The sequence below is a fragment of the Salmonella sp. A1325 genome, assembly GCF_056991255.1.
Genome location: NZ_JAMLWO010000009.1, coordinates 61509 through 79142 on the forward strand (window position 1 = coordinate 61509; position 17634 = coordinate 79142).

At 51.8% G+C, this 17634-nt stretch carries 15 protein-coding genes; 13 read left to right on the top strand and 2 right to left on the bottom strand.

Annotated elements, in window-relative coordinates:
• Window positions 1-20: 20 nt before the first annotated feature.
• Window positions 21-2543 carry a bifunctional glycosyl transferase/transpeptidase gene (gene mrcB, locus NAZ64_RS16885; RefSeq protein ID WP_000918127.1) on the bottom strand — a complete coding sequence of 841 codons (2523 nt, stop codon included), beginning with the start codon at window positions 2541-2543 and terminating at the stop codon, window positions 21-23.
• A 135-nt stretch (window positions 2544-2678) separates the two neighbouring features.
• Complete coding sequence (gene hrpB / locus NAZ64_RS16890) at window positions 2679-5108, bottom strand: ATP-dependent helicase HrpB (protein WP_483640999.1); 2430 nt, start codon at window positions 5106-5108, stop codon at window positions 2679-2681.
• Between the two features lie 72 nt (window positions 5109-5180).
• Between hrpB and thpR the strand changes: the two genes are divergently transcribed.
• The 13 genes from thpR to NAZ64_RS16955 all read left to right on the top strand — a co-directional run bounded on the left by thpR (window position 5181) and on the right by NAZ64_RS16955 (window position 17576).
• A complete protein-coding gene (thpR, locus tag NAZ64_RS16895) occupies window positions 5181-5714 on the top strand; it encodes an RNA 2',3'-cyclic phosphodiesterase (protein ID WP_023225513.1) in 534 nt (177 codons plus the stop codon).
• Window positions 5715-5727: 13 nt separating this feature from the next.
• Window positions 5728-6432: a DNA/RNA nuclease SfsA gene (sfsA, locus tag NAZ64_RS16900; RefSeq protein ID WP_000899412.1), complete on the top strand. Its 705-nt coding sequence runs from the start codon at window positions 5728-5730 to the stop codon at window positions 6430-6432.
• A 176-nt stretch (window positions 6433-6608) separates the two neighbouring features.
• Entirely contained in the window at window positions 6609-7064 is a 456-nt protein-coding gene (gene dksA / locus NAZ64_RS16905) for an RNA polymerase-binding protein DksA (protein ID WP_001155232.1), read from the top strand.
• 68 nt (window positions 7065-7132) lie between these two features.
• Complete coding sequence (gene gluQRS, locus NAZ64_RS16910) at window positions 7133-8029, top strand: tRNA glutamyl-Q(34) synthetase GluQRS (RefSeq protein ID WP_023206079.1); 897 nt, start codon at window positions 7133-7135, stop codon at window positions 8027-8029.
• 161 nt (window positions 8030-8190) lie between these two features.
• Complete coding sequence (gene pcnB, locus NAZ64_RS16915; RefSeq protein WP_220569921.1) at window positions 8191-9588, top strand: polynucleotide adenylyltransferase PcnB; 1398 nt, start codon at window positions 8191-8193, stop codon at window positions 9586-9588.
• The gene (folK, locus tag NAZ64_RS16920; protein ID WP_253777115.1) at window positions 9585-10064 is read left to right on the top strand and encodes a 2-amino-4-hydroxy-6-hydroxymethyldihydropteridine diphosphokinase; all 480 of its coding nucleotides are present in this window, start codon (window positions 9585-9587) and stop codon (window positions 10062-10064) included. Before pcnB ends, folK begins: the two co-directional genes overlap by 4 nt.
• A gap of 395 nt (window positions 10065-10459) precedes the next feature.
• Window positions 10460-11053, top strand: coding sequence for a fimbrial protein (locus tag NAZ64_RS16925; RefSeq protein ID WP_115286330.1), 594 nt, complete (start codon window positions 10460-10462; stop codon window positions 11051-11053).
• 84 nt (window positions 11054-11137) lie between these two features.
• Window positions 11138-11878, top strand: a complete 741-nt coding sequence (locus NAZ64_RS16930; RefSeq protein WP_115286331.1) for a fimbrial chaperone — start codon at window positions 11138-11140, stop codon at window positions 11876-11878.
• A 35-nt stretch (window positions 11879-11913) separates the two neighbouring features.
• Complete coding sequence (locus NAZ64_RS16935) at window positions 11914-14520, top strand: outer membrane usher protein (RefSeq protein ID WP_115286332.1); 2607 nt, start codon at window positions 11914-11916, stop codon at window positions 14518-14520.
• Window positions 14521-14533: 13 nt separating this feature from the next.
• Window positions 14534-15115, top strand: a complete 582-nt coding sequence (locus tag NAZ64_RS16940) for a fimbrial protein (protein WP_078057564.1) — start codon at window positions 14534-14536, stop codon at window positions 15113-15115.
• 14 nt (window positions 15116-15129) lie between these two features.
• Complete coding sequence (locus NAZ64_RS16945) at window positions 15130-15720, top strand: fimbrial protein (RefSeq protein ID WP_076934766.1); 591 nt, start codon at window positions 15130-15132, stop codon at window positions 15718-15720.
• Window positions 15713-16300, top strand: a complete 588-nt coding sequence (locus NAZ64_RS16950) for a fimbrial-like protein (RefSeq protein WP_223228848.1) — start codon at window positions 15713-15715, stop codon at window positions 16298-16300. The genes NAZ64_RS16945 and NAZ64_RS16950 overlap by 8 nt, the downstream gene beginning before the upstream one ends.
• A 61-nt stretch (window positions 16301-16361) precedes the next feature.
• The gene (locus tag NAZ64_RS16955) at window positions 16362-17576 is read left to right on the top strand and encodes a fimbrial protein (RefSeq protein ID WP_483640993.1); all 1215 of its coding nucleotides are present in this window, start codon (window positions 16362-16364) and stop codon (window positions 17574-17576) included.
• The last annotated feature ends 58 nt before the right edge of the window (window positions 17577-17634 follow it).

Here is a 17634-nt window from a genome sequence, read left to right on the forward strand (position 1 = left end):
ACCCGGCACTATTACCGTGATTAATTGCCGCCGAACATCTCCTTAATCCAGCCGGCAACGCCGTCGCTCTTCTCTTCTTTCGGCGGCTGTTGCTGCGCAGGCTGCTGCGGCTGAGACGACTGATCGAACGGATTGCCTGACGGCTGCTGTTGCTGCTGCATCATCTCGCCCTGCTGGCACAGCGTATTTGGATCGTCCGTCCAGACCGGCAGAGTGCGCATACCGCCGCTACAGACAAAATTACCGTCGTAATCAACGCCCATATCCACCACATCTTCCGGCGGCGTCAGAACTAAAGGCGTCGGCGTCTGGTTCGCCAGATAGCGCTGGTAAATCGCCATCGCGCCGCTGGCACCGTACAATTTCGTCGGCTGGTTGTTATCACGGCCTACCCAGGTGATAGTCACCTGGCTGCCGTCAATCCCGGCAAACCAGGTATCGACATTGTTGTTTGTCGTCCCGGTTTTACCCGCCAGATGTAGACCCGGATATTTCGCGCCAAGCTGACGCCCCGTACCACGCTGGACGACCTGCTGCATTGTCCAGAGCGTCAGGTAAGCCGCCTGTGCCGGTACGGCGCGTTCAGCTTGCGGATAACTTTGGTACAGCACCTTACCATCTTCCGCAATAACCGAACGCAGCGCTGATAACGGCGCGCGATTTCCGCCGCTGGCGATAGTCTGGAACGCCTGCGCCACTTCGATCGGCGTCAGGTTCAGCGCCCCTAACAGCATCGCCGGAACCGGATTGAGCTGATCTTTCGGCACGCCGAGCTTCGTCCAGGTATCGGTTACCGCCGGTAAACCTAACGCCATCCCCAGATTGACCGTCGGTACGTTCATTGAGCGAGTTAACGCATCCACCAGCATCACTTTCCCGCTTTCGCTGTAGCGACGATCGTCGTTCTGCGGCGACCAGACCTGACCATTCGGCTGGCGCAGAGAAATCGGCGCATCGGCAATCCAGGTGTTCAGACGGTATAAGTTCGGCTGACTTAACGCGGTCAGATAGGTCGCCGGTTTCGCCAGCGACCCGATGGAACGGCGCGCCTGCATGGCACGGTTATAGCCGGCATACTGCGGCTCCGCCCCGCCAACCATCGCGCGCACCTCGCCGCTAAAGCGATCCACTACCACCATCGCGGTTTCCAGATCGCTCAATTTACGCTGCTTCTTCAACGCCGGAATGCCTTCGACAACGGCTTTTTCTGCGGCATCCTGCGCCACGGAGTCAAAGGTGGTGAAGATCTTCACGCCGGAGAGATCTTTAATTTTATCCCCCAGCTTCGCCTGCAGTTCCTGACGAACCATCTGCATAAACGCTGGCTGCGGTGAAATAACGCCGCCGCGCGGCTGTACGCCAAGCGGACGCGCGCTCAGCATGTCATAGAGTTCCTGATCGATGATTTTCTGCTGCTGTAACAGGCGTAACACCAGGTTACGACGCTCCAGCGCCAGTTTCGGGTTGCGCCACGGGTTATAAATCGACGCCCCTTTTACCATCCCCACCAGTAACGCCTGCTGATCGAGGCTCAGTTCCTCTACCGGACGACCAAAGTAATACAGGCTCGCCAGAGGAAAACCGCGAATTTCATTGTCCCCGCTTTGACCGAGGTAGACCTCATTCATGTACAGCTCAAGAATACGATCTTTACTGTAACGGGCATCCATGATCAGCGCCATGTAGGCTTCATTCGCTTTACGCCAGTATGATCTTTCGCTGGAGAGGAACAGGTTCTTCACCAGCTGCTGGGTCAGCGTACTGGCCCCCTGCACCGTACGTCCCGCCGTCAGGTTGGCCAGTACCGCACGCCCGATAGAGTAAAGACTAATGCCATCATGCTCATAGAAATGACGGTCTTCCGTCGCCAACAGCGTATCGACCAGCAGATCCGGGAAACCACTGCGCGGGACGAATAAACGCTGCTCGCCATTTGGCGAAGAAAGCATGGTGATAAGCCGCGGATCGAGACGGAAGAAGCCAAACTGGCGGTTGTTATCCAGATTGACGATGGTTTCCAGACGCCCGTCACTGAACGTCAGCCGCGCGCGCACCTGCCCTTCTTTGCTGTCCGGGAAGTCAAACGGACGACGGATCATCTCAATGCTATTGGCCTGCACGGTAAATTCGCCGGGACGGGTCATCTTCGTCACCAGACGATACTGCGTCGCTTCCAGCAATTTCACCATCTCGTTTTTGCTGACAGGCATGTCTGGCTCAAGGTTCACCATCCGGCCATATACCGCCGCCGGAAGCTGCCAGACCTTGCCATCAATACGGCTGCGGATTTTTTGATCCAGATAGACGCCGTAAATGGCGAACAGCACCACAAAAACGATAAACAGTTTTAGCAATAACCACAGCCAGCCGCGCTTGCCACGAGGCTTACGCCCTTTGCCCTTACCTTTACGCGGCATCGGTTCTTCATCCTCATAGTCATCATCATAATCGTCGTCATGCTGCCGACGACGGCTCACCTTTTGTTTCACAGGACGTGACGGTTTCCCCTTACGTCCAATCGGCTCGCGGTCATTCCCCGCCATGCTTTTTCTCCGCAACATACAGGCGCAAAGGCCCGATTCTCTATTCTTCAGCCAGACGACAGAAGAAGAAATCTCTCAATTATTACCGCTCTTTCGCCGGATGCGGCATAACGCCTTATCCGGCCTACAGTTACATTACGAATACTTCTTCGTGCGCCGCGTTGGGGCGGTATTCGCCGGATCGTCCGGCCAGACATGTTTGGGGTAACGGCCCTTCATCTCTTTTTGCACTTCGCGATACGCCCCCTGCCAGAAAGCGCTTAAATCGCGCGTAATCTGTAGCGGTCGCTGCGCTGGCGAAAGCAGTTCCAGCACCAGCGGCACGCGGCCCTGAGCGATGGTTGGGGTCTTCGCTTCGCCAAACATTTCCTGCATTCTGACCGCCAGTGCGGGCGGGTTATCTTCATGATAACGAATCGTTATTCGGCTTCCCGTCGGCACAGTGTAATGCCCAGGCAGTTCACTATCCAGACGTTGCAGCATGGCATAGTCAAGCAGTCCCCGTAACGCCTGAGCCACATTCAGAGATTTCAGACTCCGTAACGACTGTACGCCTGTCATGTGCGGCAGCAACCAGTTTTCCAGAGTCGCCAGCAGCGACGCCTCATCCACGGCAGGCCAGTCATATTCCGGCAGCCATTTCGCCGCACAGTGTAGACGCAGACGGAACTGCTCCGCTTCCGGCGTCCAGTTAAGGACGGCCAGACCTTTATCGCGGATGCCGTTCAGCATCGCCTGATGAAGCTCCTCTTCAGACGGCTTCGCCAGTGGCTGAACGTTAACCGTCAACTGTCCAATACGCATTCTGCGCCACGCTTTCAACGTTCCCTGCGCCTCGTCCCATTCAACGGTGTCAGACTGACGCAGTAAATCAGGACACGCCTGAATCAGCGAGGCAATATCCAGCGGCTGCGCCAACAATATTCGGGCGTCCGGCGAGGCGCTACCTTGCAGTAACAGCGGCGCGATCAGCCATTCATGACGTCCCAACGCGTCATCCGCATCTAGCATCGCGCCCATACCATTGGCTAACTGATAGCGCCCTTCCTGACCACGACGCCGCGCGATGCGGTCGCTAAACGCTCTGGCCAACAGCGGCATAATAAGCGCGCTATCCGGCTCGCCATTACGCACCTGCAGCCGTTTTAAAAGCTGCTGGCTACGCTGCTGCCAGCCCGGCTGTCGCCGCGAAAATAGCCCGCTTAAATCCGTACCACCGCCGCGCGGCGGGTCCTCAAGGATGGCCGCGAGCATGGCGGCGGTGGCGGCACTATCGCCCTCGCCGGCGTTGACTAACATCGCCGCCAGGCGCGGATCGTTACCTGTTGCCGCCATTTTCTGCCCGCGCGCGCTTAACCGCTCGCCCTCCAGCGCGCCTAACATCAATAATAAACGGCGGGCGGCCTGAAGATTCACCTCCGGCGGCCTGTCCAGCCAGAAAAGCGATGCCGGATCGTGACATCCCCACTGCAACACTTCCATCAACAAACCGGAGAGGTCGCTGTGTAAGATTTCCGGATCGCTTTGCGCCGCCGCCCGCTCCGCCTGTTCTTTGGCCAGCAGATGTAAACAGATTCCCGGCGCCAGTCGTCCGGCGCGCCCCGCGCGCTGCGTCATTGATGCCTGACTGATACGCTGCGTAACCAGCCGCGTCAGTCCCGTTCGCGCGTCGAATCGCGCCACGCGCTCCTGAGCGCTATCGACGACCAGACGAATCCCTTCAATCGTCAAACTGGTTTCGGCAATGTTAGTCGCCAACACCACTTTACGCATCCCGGCGGGGGCGGGAACAATCGCTTTGCGTTGCGCTTCCAGAGACAATGCGCCATACAGCGGACAAAGCAGGACATCGCTCCCTACCCGCGACGCCAGATGTTCATGAACGCGCTGTATTTCGCCTACGCCAGGTAAAAATAGCAGCAGCGAACCGTTTTCATTGCGCAGCAGTTCCGCTGTCGCCATCGCGACGGCTTCATCAAAACGCAAATGCGCCGCAAGCGGCTGATAACGTCGCTCCACGGGAAACGCGCGTCCCTCCGAGACGATCGTCGGCGCATCAGGCAGTCGCTGACAAAGCCTGTCGTTATCCAGCGTCGCAGACATGATTAACAGCCTGAGATCGTCACGGAGCCCTTGCTGGATATCCAGCAACAGCGCCAACGCTAAATCCGCCTGTAAACTGCGCTCATGAAATTCATCCAGTATCACCAGCCCCACGCCGCGTAATTCGGGATCGCGCTGAATCATTCTGGTCAATACGCCTTCGGTCACCACTTCCAGCCGGGTACGCGGCCCCACGCAGCTTTGCGCGCGCATCCGGTAACCTACCGTTTCGCCAGGCTTTTCATTCAACGCTTCCGCCAGACGCTGCGCGACATTACGCGCCGCCAGACGACGCGGTTCAAGCAGGAGAATTTTTCCAGCAACCGGACCTTGTTGCAGGAGTTGCAACGGCAGCCAGGTGGATTTCCCCGCCCCGGTAGGCGCGGACAACAAAACCTGCGGCGCGGTTTTTAGGGCTGTCAACAATTCAGGCAATACGGCGGCAACGGGCAATGACGTCACAAACGGCTCCACGGGGTTAACTTTCTTTGCGCCGCATTGTAGCATCGTGTTAATCCATAACCGAGTATCCCTATGTCTGAGCCAAAACGGCTGTTTTTTGCGATTGACTTACCCGACGACGCGCGCGCGCAAATTATCGCCTGGCGCGCCACCCATTTTGCCTCTGAAGACGGACGCCCCGTGGCAGCGGCGAACCTACACCTGACGCTGGCCTTTTTAGGCGACGTCAGTAACGATAAGCAGCGCGCGCTTGCGCAACTGGCCGGACGAATTCGCCAGCCGGGCTTTACGCTACATCTGGATGACGCCGGTCAGTGGCTGCGTTCGCGCGTGGTGTGGCTGGGGATGCGCCAGCCGCCGCGCGGGTTGTTGCAGTTGGCTAATATGCTGCGCGCGCAGGCCGCCCGCAGCGGTTGTTACCAAAGCCCGCAGCCTTTTCACCCGCATATTACGCTGCTGCGCGACGCCAGCCATGCGGTGGCTATCCCGCCGCCGGGCTTTTGCTGGTCATTTCCGGTCACGTCGTTTGCGCTTTACGCCTCTTCGTATGGGCAAGGCCGTACCCGCTATGACGAGCTGCAGCGCTGGACGCTGGGCGAACAATAATGAAGGAATGTCGATGCTATTCTCCCCCCCTTTACAACGCGCTACGTTGATTCAGCGCTATAAACGTTTTTTAGCCGATGTGATCACCCCTGACGGTACGACGCTTACGCTGCACTGTCCTAATACCGGCGCGATGACCGGCTGCGCCACGCCAGGCGATACCGTCTGGTATTCGACATCAGAAAATACTAAACGCAAATATCCGCATACCTGGGAATTAACTGAAACGCAATCCGGCGCATTCATTTGCGTGAATACGCTGCGGGCGAACCAGCTAACGAAAGAAGCGATTCAGGAGAATCGCCTGCCGGCGCTGGCGGGGTACAATATTCTGAAAAGTGAAGTCAAATATGGTGCCGAGCGCAGCCGTATAGATTTTATGTTACAGGCAGATTTCCGCCCGGACTGCTATATTGAAGTGAAATCGGTCACGTTAGCGGAAAAAGAAAACGGTTATTTTCCCGACGCCATCACCGAACGAGGGCAAAAACATCTTCGGGAGTTGATGGGCGTTGCGGCGGCAGGTCATCGCGCGGTGGTGGTGTTCGCGGTGCTGCACTCCGCCATTACACGTTTTTCACCCGCACGTCATATCGATATAAAATACGCGCAGCTATTGAGCGAGGCTCAGAATAAAGGCGTGGAAGTTTTAGCTTATAAAGCAGAACTTTCAGCCCAAAAAATGGAACTGAACGAACCAGTACCCATAACGTTGTAGTGGAATAACAGCCTGATTATTAAGTATTCTGGCCGCGTGCGTAAATACGCTTTTCCTCACAGGGTTGTCAAGTGTTACGTTTAGATAATTGCTATCCGGAAAAGCATCTGCTATTTATAGCGACCTGATTTTCCCCCGAACATGGGGATCGATAGTGCGTGTTAAGGAGAAGCAACATGCAAGAAGGGCAAAACCGTAAAACATCGTCCCTGAGTATTCTCGCCATCGCTGGGGTGGAGCCGTACCAGGAGAAACCGGGCGAAGAGTATATGAACGAAGCCCAGCTATCGCACTTCAAGCGTATTCTTGAAGCATGGCGTAATCAACTCCGGGATGAAGTCGATCGCACTGTGACGCACATGCAGGACGAAGCCGCCAACTTCCCCGATCCGGTCGATCGCGCCGCGCAGGAAGAGGAGTTTAGCCTGGAGTTACGTAATCGTGACCGTGAGCGCAAACTGATCAAAAAGATCGAGAAAACGCTGAAGAAAGTGGAAGATGAAGACTTCGGTTATTGCGAGTCCTGCGGGGTGGAGATTGGTATCCGCCGCCTGGAAGCGCGTCCAACAGCCGATCTGTGCATCGACTGCAAAACGCTGGCTGAAATTCGCGAAAAACAGATGGCGGGTTAATCCCGTTCGTTTCTACCCTATTTATGACAGGCGGGAGTTTTCCCGCCTTATTCTTTATTGCCCGCAGCATGACTGACTCACACTATATTGGCCGTTTCGCGCCGTCGCCATCCGGCGAACTGCATTTCGGCTCGTTAATCGCCGCCCTCGGCAGCTATCTACAAGCCCGTGCGCAACGCGGAATTTGGCGCGTTCGCATAGAGGATATCGACCCCCCACGTGAAGTTCCCGGTGCCGCAGCGACCATTCTGCGCCAGCTGGAACATTACGGCCTGCACTGGGATGGCGAGGTCTTATGGCAATCACAGCGTCATGAGGCTTATCGCGAGGCGCTGGCTTGGCTTCACGAGCAGGGGCTGAGCTACTACTGCACTTGCCCCCGCTCGCGCATTCAACGTCTGGGCGGTATTTACGACGGCCATTGCCGGACGTTATACCACGGGCCGGAGAATGCCGCCGTCAGAATTAAACAGCAGCATCCGGTGATGCGTTTCCATGATGCCTTGCGCGGCGACATCCAGGCTGACCCACAGCTGGCGAGCGAAGATTTTATTATCCACCGCCGCGACGGACTGTTTGCTTATAATCTGGCCGTGGTGGTCGACGATCATTTTCAGGGGGTGACGGAGATCGTCCGCGGCGCAGATTTAATCGAACCCACTGTCCGACAACTTTCGCTGTATAAACAGTTTGGCTGGCGTGCGCCAGGCTACGTGCACCTTCCGCTGGCGCTCAACGAACAAGGCGCTAAACTTTCCAAGCAAAATCATGCCCCTGCGCTTGCGACAGGCGATCCGCGCCCGGTACTGGTCCAGGCATTGCGCTTTTTAGGCCAACGCGACGTCGTAGCGTGGCAGGAGATGTCTGTTGAGGAGTTGCTGCGCTTTGCGGTGGCGCACTGGAGGCTTACAGCCGTACCCACATCGGCTAATGTAAATCCGGCATTCTCAAATGCGTCTCGCTGAGCTATGATTAGCCGCTATTTTTGCTCATCGTCTTTCGCATTGCTGCGGCGTTAATGATGCTTACAGCCCAGGTCGCGTTGCTCTCTTACGCCCGTCTGCCGTAATGCGAAAGACATAGAGTAAGTTGATCTTATTAATGTATGACACTACCGAGGTGCGCTATTTTTACCCGAGTCGCTAATTTTTGCCGTAAGGTGTTAAGCCGCGAGGAGAGCGAGGCAGAACAAGCCGTCGCCCGTCCACATATGACGATTATCCCGCGTGAACAGCACGCTATCTCCCGCAAAGATATCAGTGAAAATGCCCTCAAGGTACTGTACAGGCTGAACAAAGCGGGCTATGAAGCCTACCTGGTCGGCGGCGGCGTCCGCGATCTCCTGCTCGGCAAAAAGCCGAAGGATTTCGACGTGACCACCAACGCAACACCGGATCAGGTGCGGAAATTATTCCGCAATTGCCGTCTGGTGGGGCGTCGTTTCCGCCTGGCTCACGTGATGTTTGGCCCGGAAATTATCGAAGTGGCAACGTTTCGTGGTCATCATGAAGGCAGTGAAAGCGACCGTACGACCTCCCAGCGTGGGCAAAACGGTATGCTGCTGCGCGATAATATCTTCGGCTCTATCGAAGAAGATGCCCAGCGCCGCGATTTCACCATTAACAGCCTTTACTACAGCGTAGCGGATTTTACCGTGCGCGATTACGTCGGCGGGATGCAGGATCTGCAAGAAGGCGTGATTCGCCTGATCGGCAATCCGGAAACGCGCTACCGCGAAGATCCGGTTCGAATGCTGCGCGCCGTGCGTTTCGCTGCGAAGCTCAATATGCGTATCAGCCCTGAAACGGCTGAGCCAATCCCGCGTCTGGCAACCTTGCTAAACGACATTCCTCCCGCGCGCCTGTTCGAAGAGTCGCTGAAGCTGTTGCAGGCGGGGAACGGTTTTGAAACCTATCAACAACTGCGGGAATACCACCTCTTCCAGCCGTTGTTTCCTACCATTACGCGTTATTTCACCGAAAACGGCGACAGCGCAATGGAACGCATCATTGCGCTGGTGTTGAAGAATACGGATAACCGCATCCGTAACGAAATGCGCGTTAATCCGGCATTTTTGTTTGCCGCCATGTTCTGGTATCCGCTGCTGGAGATGGCGCAAAAAATCGCTCAGGAGAGCGGTCTGGCCTATTACGACGCTTTCGCGCTGGCCATGAATGACGTGCTGGATGAAGCCTGCCGTTCGCTGGCGATCCCGAAACGCCTTACCACGCTTACCCGTGATATTTGGCAGCTTCAGCTACGGATGTCGCGACGCCAGGGCAAACGCGCCTGGAAGCTGATGGAACATCCCAAATTCCGCGCCGCGTTTGATTTGCTGGAGCTGCGCGCTCAGGTGGAAAATAATACTGAGCTGCAACGTCTGGCGCAGTGGTGGGCCGAGTTTCAGGCTTCCGCGCCGCCGGAACAAAAAGGGATGCTCAACGAGCTGGACGACGATCCTGCTCCACGCCGCCGCCGTTCACGTCCGCGCAAACGCGCGCCGCGCCGCGAGGGAAGTGCGTGACTGTCGTTTATATCGCCATTGGCAGCAACCTCGCCTCCCCTTTGGAGCAGGTTAATGCTGCCGTGAAAGCGATCGGTGAAATCCCTGACAGCCGAATCGTGGCCGTTTCCTCGTTTTACCGCACACCGCCATTAGGCCCACAGGATCAACCCGATTACCTGAACGCCGCGGTGGCGCTGGATACCACTCTCGCCCCCGAAGAATTGCTTAACCATACCCAGCGCATTGAGCTGCAGCAGGGCCGTGTGCGTAAAGCTGAACGCTGGGGGCCGCGAACGCTGGATCTCGACATTATGCTGTTTGGCGATGAAGTCATTAACACTGAGCGCCTGACGGTTCCGCACTACGATATGGAAAACCGCGGCTTTATGCTGTGGCCGCTGTTTGAAATCGCCCCGGAATTGCTCTTCCCAGGCAATACTCCGTTAAAAAACTATCTTGCTGCTTACCATCCTCACTGTCCCGCCCTCTGGTAATTTCGCTGTTAAAATAGCCGTTAAAAACTGTAAAATTATTTATACTAAACTATGAACTTAAAACAATTAATCATTCAATCAATAAATTAAATTTCATTTAATTTAAAATTAAATATTATTTAATTAAAAAAACCACTTACAAACAAAAAACCCCAATCAATTGAAAAGTAAGGAAATAATACCATTCTAATTTAGTTAGTTAAACCTCTAAGTTTCCAGATTACATCAAAAACCAAAAAAAACAATATAAAAATAAAATATCATCTTTACGATGAATTTTTAATAAAAAACAATTCACTCAACGGATTTTACAATGGAAAATAATGTCTGTATAAATCCCCACGAGTTCATAATTTTATTATGAGCTCACAACTAATTTTTTATAAGGATATTTTATGAATACGAAGTTACTGGCCCTTTCTGTCATCTTGTCCGCAAGTGTGTCCACATCTGCATTTGCATTGGATGGCGGTCAACTGAACTTTGCGGGTCTGGTAAGTGATAATACTTGCGATATGCACGTTGACGGAGGCGCGCAGGATAAAGACATTCAGTTATCAACAGCCTCTGTTGCTGAAGTCAATACTGCAGGCGACGTGAACCTCGCAACCCTCGGCGCAAAACCGAAGCTGTTCTCAATTACTGTCGATTGCAGTAACTCAGGAATGGATCTCACAGCGAAGCCGAACGCCACCATGGTGATGAGTTCACTGTTCTACAGTAACAGCCGCGGCACCCTGAATAACGATACCAGCATTAACAACCCATCAAGCGGTGTAAATCTGGCAATCCATAATGTTAAGGCTGATGGTACCTTCAAGCAGGTAAAAGTAAATGATCCTGCTGATGAATATACCGCTACTTTTAATACTAGCGGTGTAGCAAGCTGGGACTTTGCTGCTTCCTATGTGACACAAAACAAGACACTGGTACCGGTTGTTGCTGGCTTTGTAAAAAGCAACGCCGCTTACACTATTACTTATCCGTAATATTTACTTGTTATAAAGCGTCAACGAAAGGAAATAGTAGATGCTATTTCCTTTAATATCTATTCCGTTCACGGAGGAACAATAATGATTAAAGCACACGCTTTTACACTCGGGTTAATCAGCGCGATAGGCATGTTAGGTAGCCAGTACGCGGCTGCTGATATCGTGCTTTCGGGTACGCGTATTGTATATAAAGAAGCACAAAAAGAAGCCGTCATTCGCATGGAAAATAAAGGCGAAAGGCCGCTGTTAGTACAAGCCTGGCTGGATACTGGCGATGATAACGCCGACCCTAGCACGCTAAATGTCCCCTTTACCGTTGTTCCTCCCGTTTCGCGTATTGAAGCAAAGCGTGGACAAACGGCAAAGATCACCTACACCGGCAACAAAGCTCTCGCTAAAGACCGAGAAACGGTTTACTGGTTTAACGCTCTGGAAATCCCCCCAAAAGTCAGTGAGCAAGATGCCAAAGGGAAAAACCTGCTACAGCTAGCATTTCGTACCAGAATTAAACTTTTTTACCGTCCGGACGGGCTGGAAGGCTCTGCGGCTGAAGCCCCCAGCAAATTAACATGGCGCGCACAGCAAAAAGACGGGCACCTGGTTATTCACATGAGTAACCCTACCCCTTATTTTGTCTCATTTAACTCTATCAATATTATCTCTGGCGGCAAAAAATATGAAGTACAGCCATCAATGTCAGAACCGAAGAGTGAAATGGATTTATTGGTAAAAGGGTTAAACAGCAAACCGACAGGCGCCACTCTGGAATATCATGCAATTAGCGATTTTGGCGGTGGAATAAAGGGCAAGGCCAATCTTTAATATTTTCAATTTTAATGTTTCACTGTGGAATTGTTATGTCGTATGCACCGAGTCATATTAAGTTTAAATACCTTGCTCAATTTGTTGCGTGCTGTACAACACTCGCGTGCAGTCATACAGTCCTGGCCGATGGGGAGAAGGTTGAATTTGACCAAAGCTTTCTAATGGGGCGCCAGGCAAATAGCATCGATTTAAGTCGTTATACACAAGGCAACGCTGCTCTACCTGGCACTTATGACGTCAGTATTTTTGTCAATGATAAATCCAACAGCAGTAAAAAAATTGAATTTATCGATATGGGTAAAGGCCAAAGCGCCCAGGCTTGTTTAACGCCGACCATGTTATTACAGCTTCATATTCGTCAACCCGAACGTAAAGATAACAATGAAGCCGTTTTGCGTAAAAGCACAGGGGATGGGGAAGACTGTCTTAATCTCTCCACCCTGATTCCCTTCTCATCTGTGCGTTACGATATGAGTGAACAACGCCTGGATATCACCGTACCGCAAGCGTTCGTTATGGCAGGGTATACCAATTATGTTGACCCTTCTCTGTGGGATGACGGTATCAATGCCGCCATGCTCTCATATAATCTCAATGCCTGGCGTAACGAGAACAACGGCATAAACAACGACAGCTTCTACGTGGGTTTAAATGGCGGAATTAATCTTGGCGGGTGGCATTTCCGTTCGCAGGGCAACTACTCGTGGGACAATAAAGGTAATAGATCCTTTGATTTCCAGAATCGCTATGTACAACATGATATTACCTCGCTTCGCTCACAGATTGTCTTAGGCGAAACAAGCACGTCAGGGGATGCATTTGACTCCGTTCGTTTTCGGGGCGCTCGCCTGTACAGTGAATCACGCATGTTGCCTAGCGCATTAGCCAGCTATGCGCCCGTTGTACGTGGTGTTGCGAAAAGTAACGCTAAAGTCACGATCACCCAAAATGGCTACAAGATATACGAAGCAACCGTCCCTCCTGGGCCATTTGAAATTAACAACCTGACGCCTTCGGGCTATGGTGCCGACCTGGACGTCACCGTCGAAGAAGCCGACGGTTCAAAACACACCTTCAGCCAGCCATTTTCATCGCTAGTGCAGATGATGCATCCCGGTGTAGGCAGTTGGGATATCAATATTGGACAGGTCAATCAGGATGAGTTAGTCGATAAACCCGGCCTCGCCCAGGGGACATTTTATTATGGGCTGAACAATACCTTTACAGGTTATACCGGCTTTCAGGCCACGGACAATGGCTTCTACGCTGGATTGCTAGGTGTCGGTATGAATACTGTTCTCGGGGCGGTTTCTATCGATATTACGCAATCACATGCCGACATTCCCGACGATAAAAGTTACGAGGGGCAGAGTTACCGTGTTGCATGGAATAAATTTTTCGCACCCACAAATACATCGCTCAATATTGCGGCATATCGCTATTCAACCAAAAACTACCTTAGCCTGAATGATGCGCTATTGCTGATTGATAACGCGAATAATCCGACGAATGGTGATTACCACAGCATGTTGAGTGACAGACGCCTGAAAAATCAGTTCAACGTCAGCCTCAACCAAAGTTTGCAGAACGGTGACACAAATTATGGTTCATTATATTTAACGGGTACATGGAGCGACTACTGGGTTTCCAATAACACACAGAGCAGCTTCTCTTTTGGTTATAGTAATTCATTCAACTGGGGCAGCTACAGCGTCAGTCTGCAACGCAGCTACAACGAAGATGGCGATGAAGACGATTCAGTCTATGTCAGCCTGTCGATTCCGTTGGATAGATTATTCGGCACTGAACCCGACGCAGGTGGATTCCGCACGCTCAATACCAGTATGAGTAATGATTTTGATGGCACGAGCCAATATAACGTCAGCGCTAATGGCAACAGTGCGGATAATAAATGGAACTACAGCGTAGGCACCGGATACAACCTGGCGAAAGAGAGCCAGGATATCGCCACGGTCAACACCTTTGTGGGTTACGAATCCCCCTGGGGCACACTCTCTGGTTCTGCCTATGCCAGTAACAATAGTTCTCGTCAGTATTCATTAAGCACCGATGGCGGCTTTGTCTTGCACCGCGGTGGGTTAACCTTTACCAGTGATAGCTTTACCTCCAATGACACGCTGGTTGTCGTTAACGCTCCGGGTGCGGAAGGTGCCAACCTTAACTATGGCAACAGTACCATTGACCGTTTTGGTTATGGCGTGAGTAATTCCCTTTCTCCTTACCGTGAAAACACGATTTCTCTCGGCATTAGCAATCTGGAAAACGATGTTGAGCTAAAGAGCACAAGTACAACGCTGGTGCCAAGGCAAGGGGCCGTTTTGTTCAGTAAATTTGAGACCGATCAGGGGCGTTCTGCCATCCTGAATCTGGTACGCAGCGACGGGTTACCCGTGCCTTTTGCCGCAGAATTGGTTACATCAAAAGGAACGGTCATCGGCGCAGTAGGGCAAGGTGGCGTCGCTTTTGTGCGTGGTATTGATGAGCAGGGGGAACTCACGGTGAATTGGATAGAGAAAAATCAATCGCGCGCCTGTCGGGTTCGCTACCAACTGCCTCAAACTATGCCGGAAAAAGGGAAGCCACTGGTCCTCAATACCGTGATGTGCTCAATGGAATAAATCTCAAGGAAAGATGATGAAACTGCATTTGTATAAGCTCTTTCCGCTTGCGGGAATATTGTTCTTAGGGAGTGGGCACACCGCTGTTCGGGAACAGCAGTTGAGCGTTGATTACACCGCCACCATTGAAGAAACGACTTGCGTGATAACGATAACCGCCGTAGGAAGTACAACACTAACCAGCAGTGGCAACGCCGCTTATATCCTGACCCTCCCGGAAATGGGGGTACTGGATATCAGCAACCGCACCAGTCTCTCGGAGGGCAATTTTCGGCTTTTGCCAACAGAGTGTAATAACAATATTAGTTCGCTAACAATGACCATCACTGGGACCACTAGCGTAAGCAGTTATTTAATTGACGGTGACACAGGGGTAGCAAATGCCGCCGAGAATATTGCTCTGGGATTTAAACCGATGGGCAGCGATGATGGAAGCCGCGTAAAGGTCGATGGCTCACAAAAAGTCACCTGGACTAACGATCAGGTTAAGAACGGCTATGATCTCAGCGCCATGATCCGCCGCTCGAACAGCAGCGCAGGTCCGCTTCCTGGAGAGTTTTCCGCCAAAGCCACCTTTGTATTTACCTATCAATGATGAGGGCGAACACAATGTTTAACCTGCGCTTTTCATGTTTGCCGCTATTATTTATCGCATTTATCGAAATGAGCATGGCGGGCAGTAATTCACTAGAGCTCACCGTAAAGACAACTGTGGCGCCAGGAACCTGCACCATGCAGCTTTATGACAATAACCACTCGCCAGGCTCAACGATTAATATTGGTGATGTTTATATTCCTGAGGTCATTAATAAATCCAAAGCGGTTCCCTTCTCGCTGGTATTTAGTGACTGTACCGGCCTGGCGAAAGAGCAGGCGATAGTCATCATGACCAGCACCACAGGTTGCGATGGCGTTGGTGGTAGCGGTAATAGTTATAAAAATGCTTTAAGCGGCGCAGGGGCGGCATCGGGCGTATCCGCAGAGGTATGGACCACGGAAACACCGCAGAGTACCGGGAGCAAGCAACTTACGTGTAAAGCAGCCCCACAAAATATCGTCGATGTCAGCGGTGCGAGAGATCAAAACACCGTCGTCTGGCCGCTCAGCACGCGCATCGTGCCTGAGACGGGCAAAACGACCAACGACCTACAGCCCGGTTCATTTGCGACCCAGGCCGTTTTCACGGTTCAATATGAGTAATATGCCAATGACACGATACCTCCCTTTTCTGATCGCTGGCGCGCTTGGCGTATCGACAAATAGTGTTGCAAACGAAAACGTCGAAATTAAGGCTAATATTCTTAATAGCAGCTGCGAAATCACACTTGAGAATAATGGGTCCATTGATTTAGGTACGGTAGATGGCAGCTATTTTGTCAACCAGGGCACGCCCGATGATATGCAAAGTGGTGGCCGCGCTTTTTATATCACACTAAAGTCATGTTATATGGTTGGTAGCACTACCCCGAGTAAAATTACTTTTCACTTTACACCGTTATCGGGAAATTTCTCCCGTTACTCTAATCAAATATTTGCTAATGAGACCGCCAGCGGCCCACAAAACGTAGGCGTCATAATATTGTCAACATATGACGCCCAGAATATTTTTAATGTTCTGAATACTGATGGCACGCCGCGCAGCATTTATGATGTTAGCGCAACAGAATATGAAAATACCCGTTACCCGTTTTATGCCAGGATGCAAAAAATTGTACCCGGCCAGTCAATCACCAGCGGAGCCGTATCCGCCAGCGTGCTTGTGGGAGTAACCTATGAATAAATATGTTATGCGATATACCATAACCGAGCATAAACAGTAACATATCATGGATGATAATAATATGAAGAAGATTCTTTACCTGTTTTTTTTACTGCTGTTTACACAAAACTGCGCAATAGCGCAAAATACGTTCGTTTACGGTGGTAATGTTGATGGTTCCGGGAAACGCGGCCCTGACAGGGATGGTTCGCAAACGTACACCTACAGCACCGGCAATACGCTGGTCTTTTCCAGAACATCAACGCTGGCCCCTGCCAATATTAAACTTGATTTAGGTGGCGCTTACTGGCGCGGCGCAACGGTTGGGTTGCTTTACTGTACGCGGAGTTCAAAAGGCTCAGGAGGCCCTCTTACGATTACATCTGGCATAGTGGATTCTGGTTATAGTTATGGCGGACATAAACTATTTAAAACCAATCTCACTGGGTTGTATTATACGTTTCACGTCACTGAGCTCCATGGATTTCACGTATCCTCAAATATTACTGAGTTTTATCTCGGCGAACAAAATTCGTTTAATGTTACCCTGACCGATGATTACGGCTGGTGTAACAATAGTTCTACCGGTAAAACCCCAGAATATGTTGATACCCAAGGCGCATTAAGTCTGATGGGACAAATTGAGTTCTTCACCGATGCTACTTTCGACCCTGCTGGTGGTGAATCCATCACGCTATTAACGACTGAAGATTATGTTTTTCGGGTTAAAAATGAAAACCCAGGCAGTGGCATTAGTAGTTATAATGATAAAATAATCACCAACCTGGTGGGGGTCAACGTAACGCTGCCTACCTGTATGACGACGCCGGTACTGAGCGGTTCAACCGTTAGCGGTTCCACCGTAAAACTGGGCTCATACAGCCCAAATAGCATTATAAATGGCGCTACCCCAGTCCAGTTTGCTATTGAGCTGCAAAACTGTATTCGTATTCATAATATTGAAGTCAAAATGGCTAGCTCAGTTACCGGGGTGGATACTTCTCTGTTAGGGAATACCATTGCCAGTAATGCCGCTCAGGGCGTTGGTGTAGAGATCAGCGGCCTGGCTAACGCGGTAAGCCCACAAATGGTATTAATCCCCAATGACAGCAACTCAATTTATAAAGATTATGAAGATGAAGAGGCTGGCTCCAATGGGATTTATGGTGATGGCGGTTCTGGAAGTACCACCTCACAAACCCTCCACTTCCAGGCATTATTAAAACGCGACGGTAACAGCACGATTACTTCTGGGGAGTTTAAAGCCACTAGCGTTTTCACCATCAGCTACCCATAACCTCTTTCTTCCCCGGCAGGCAAACTGCCGGGATTTCCCTACAAAAAGCTAACGTCTC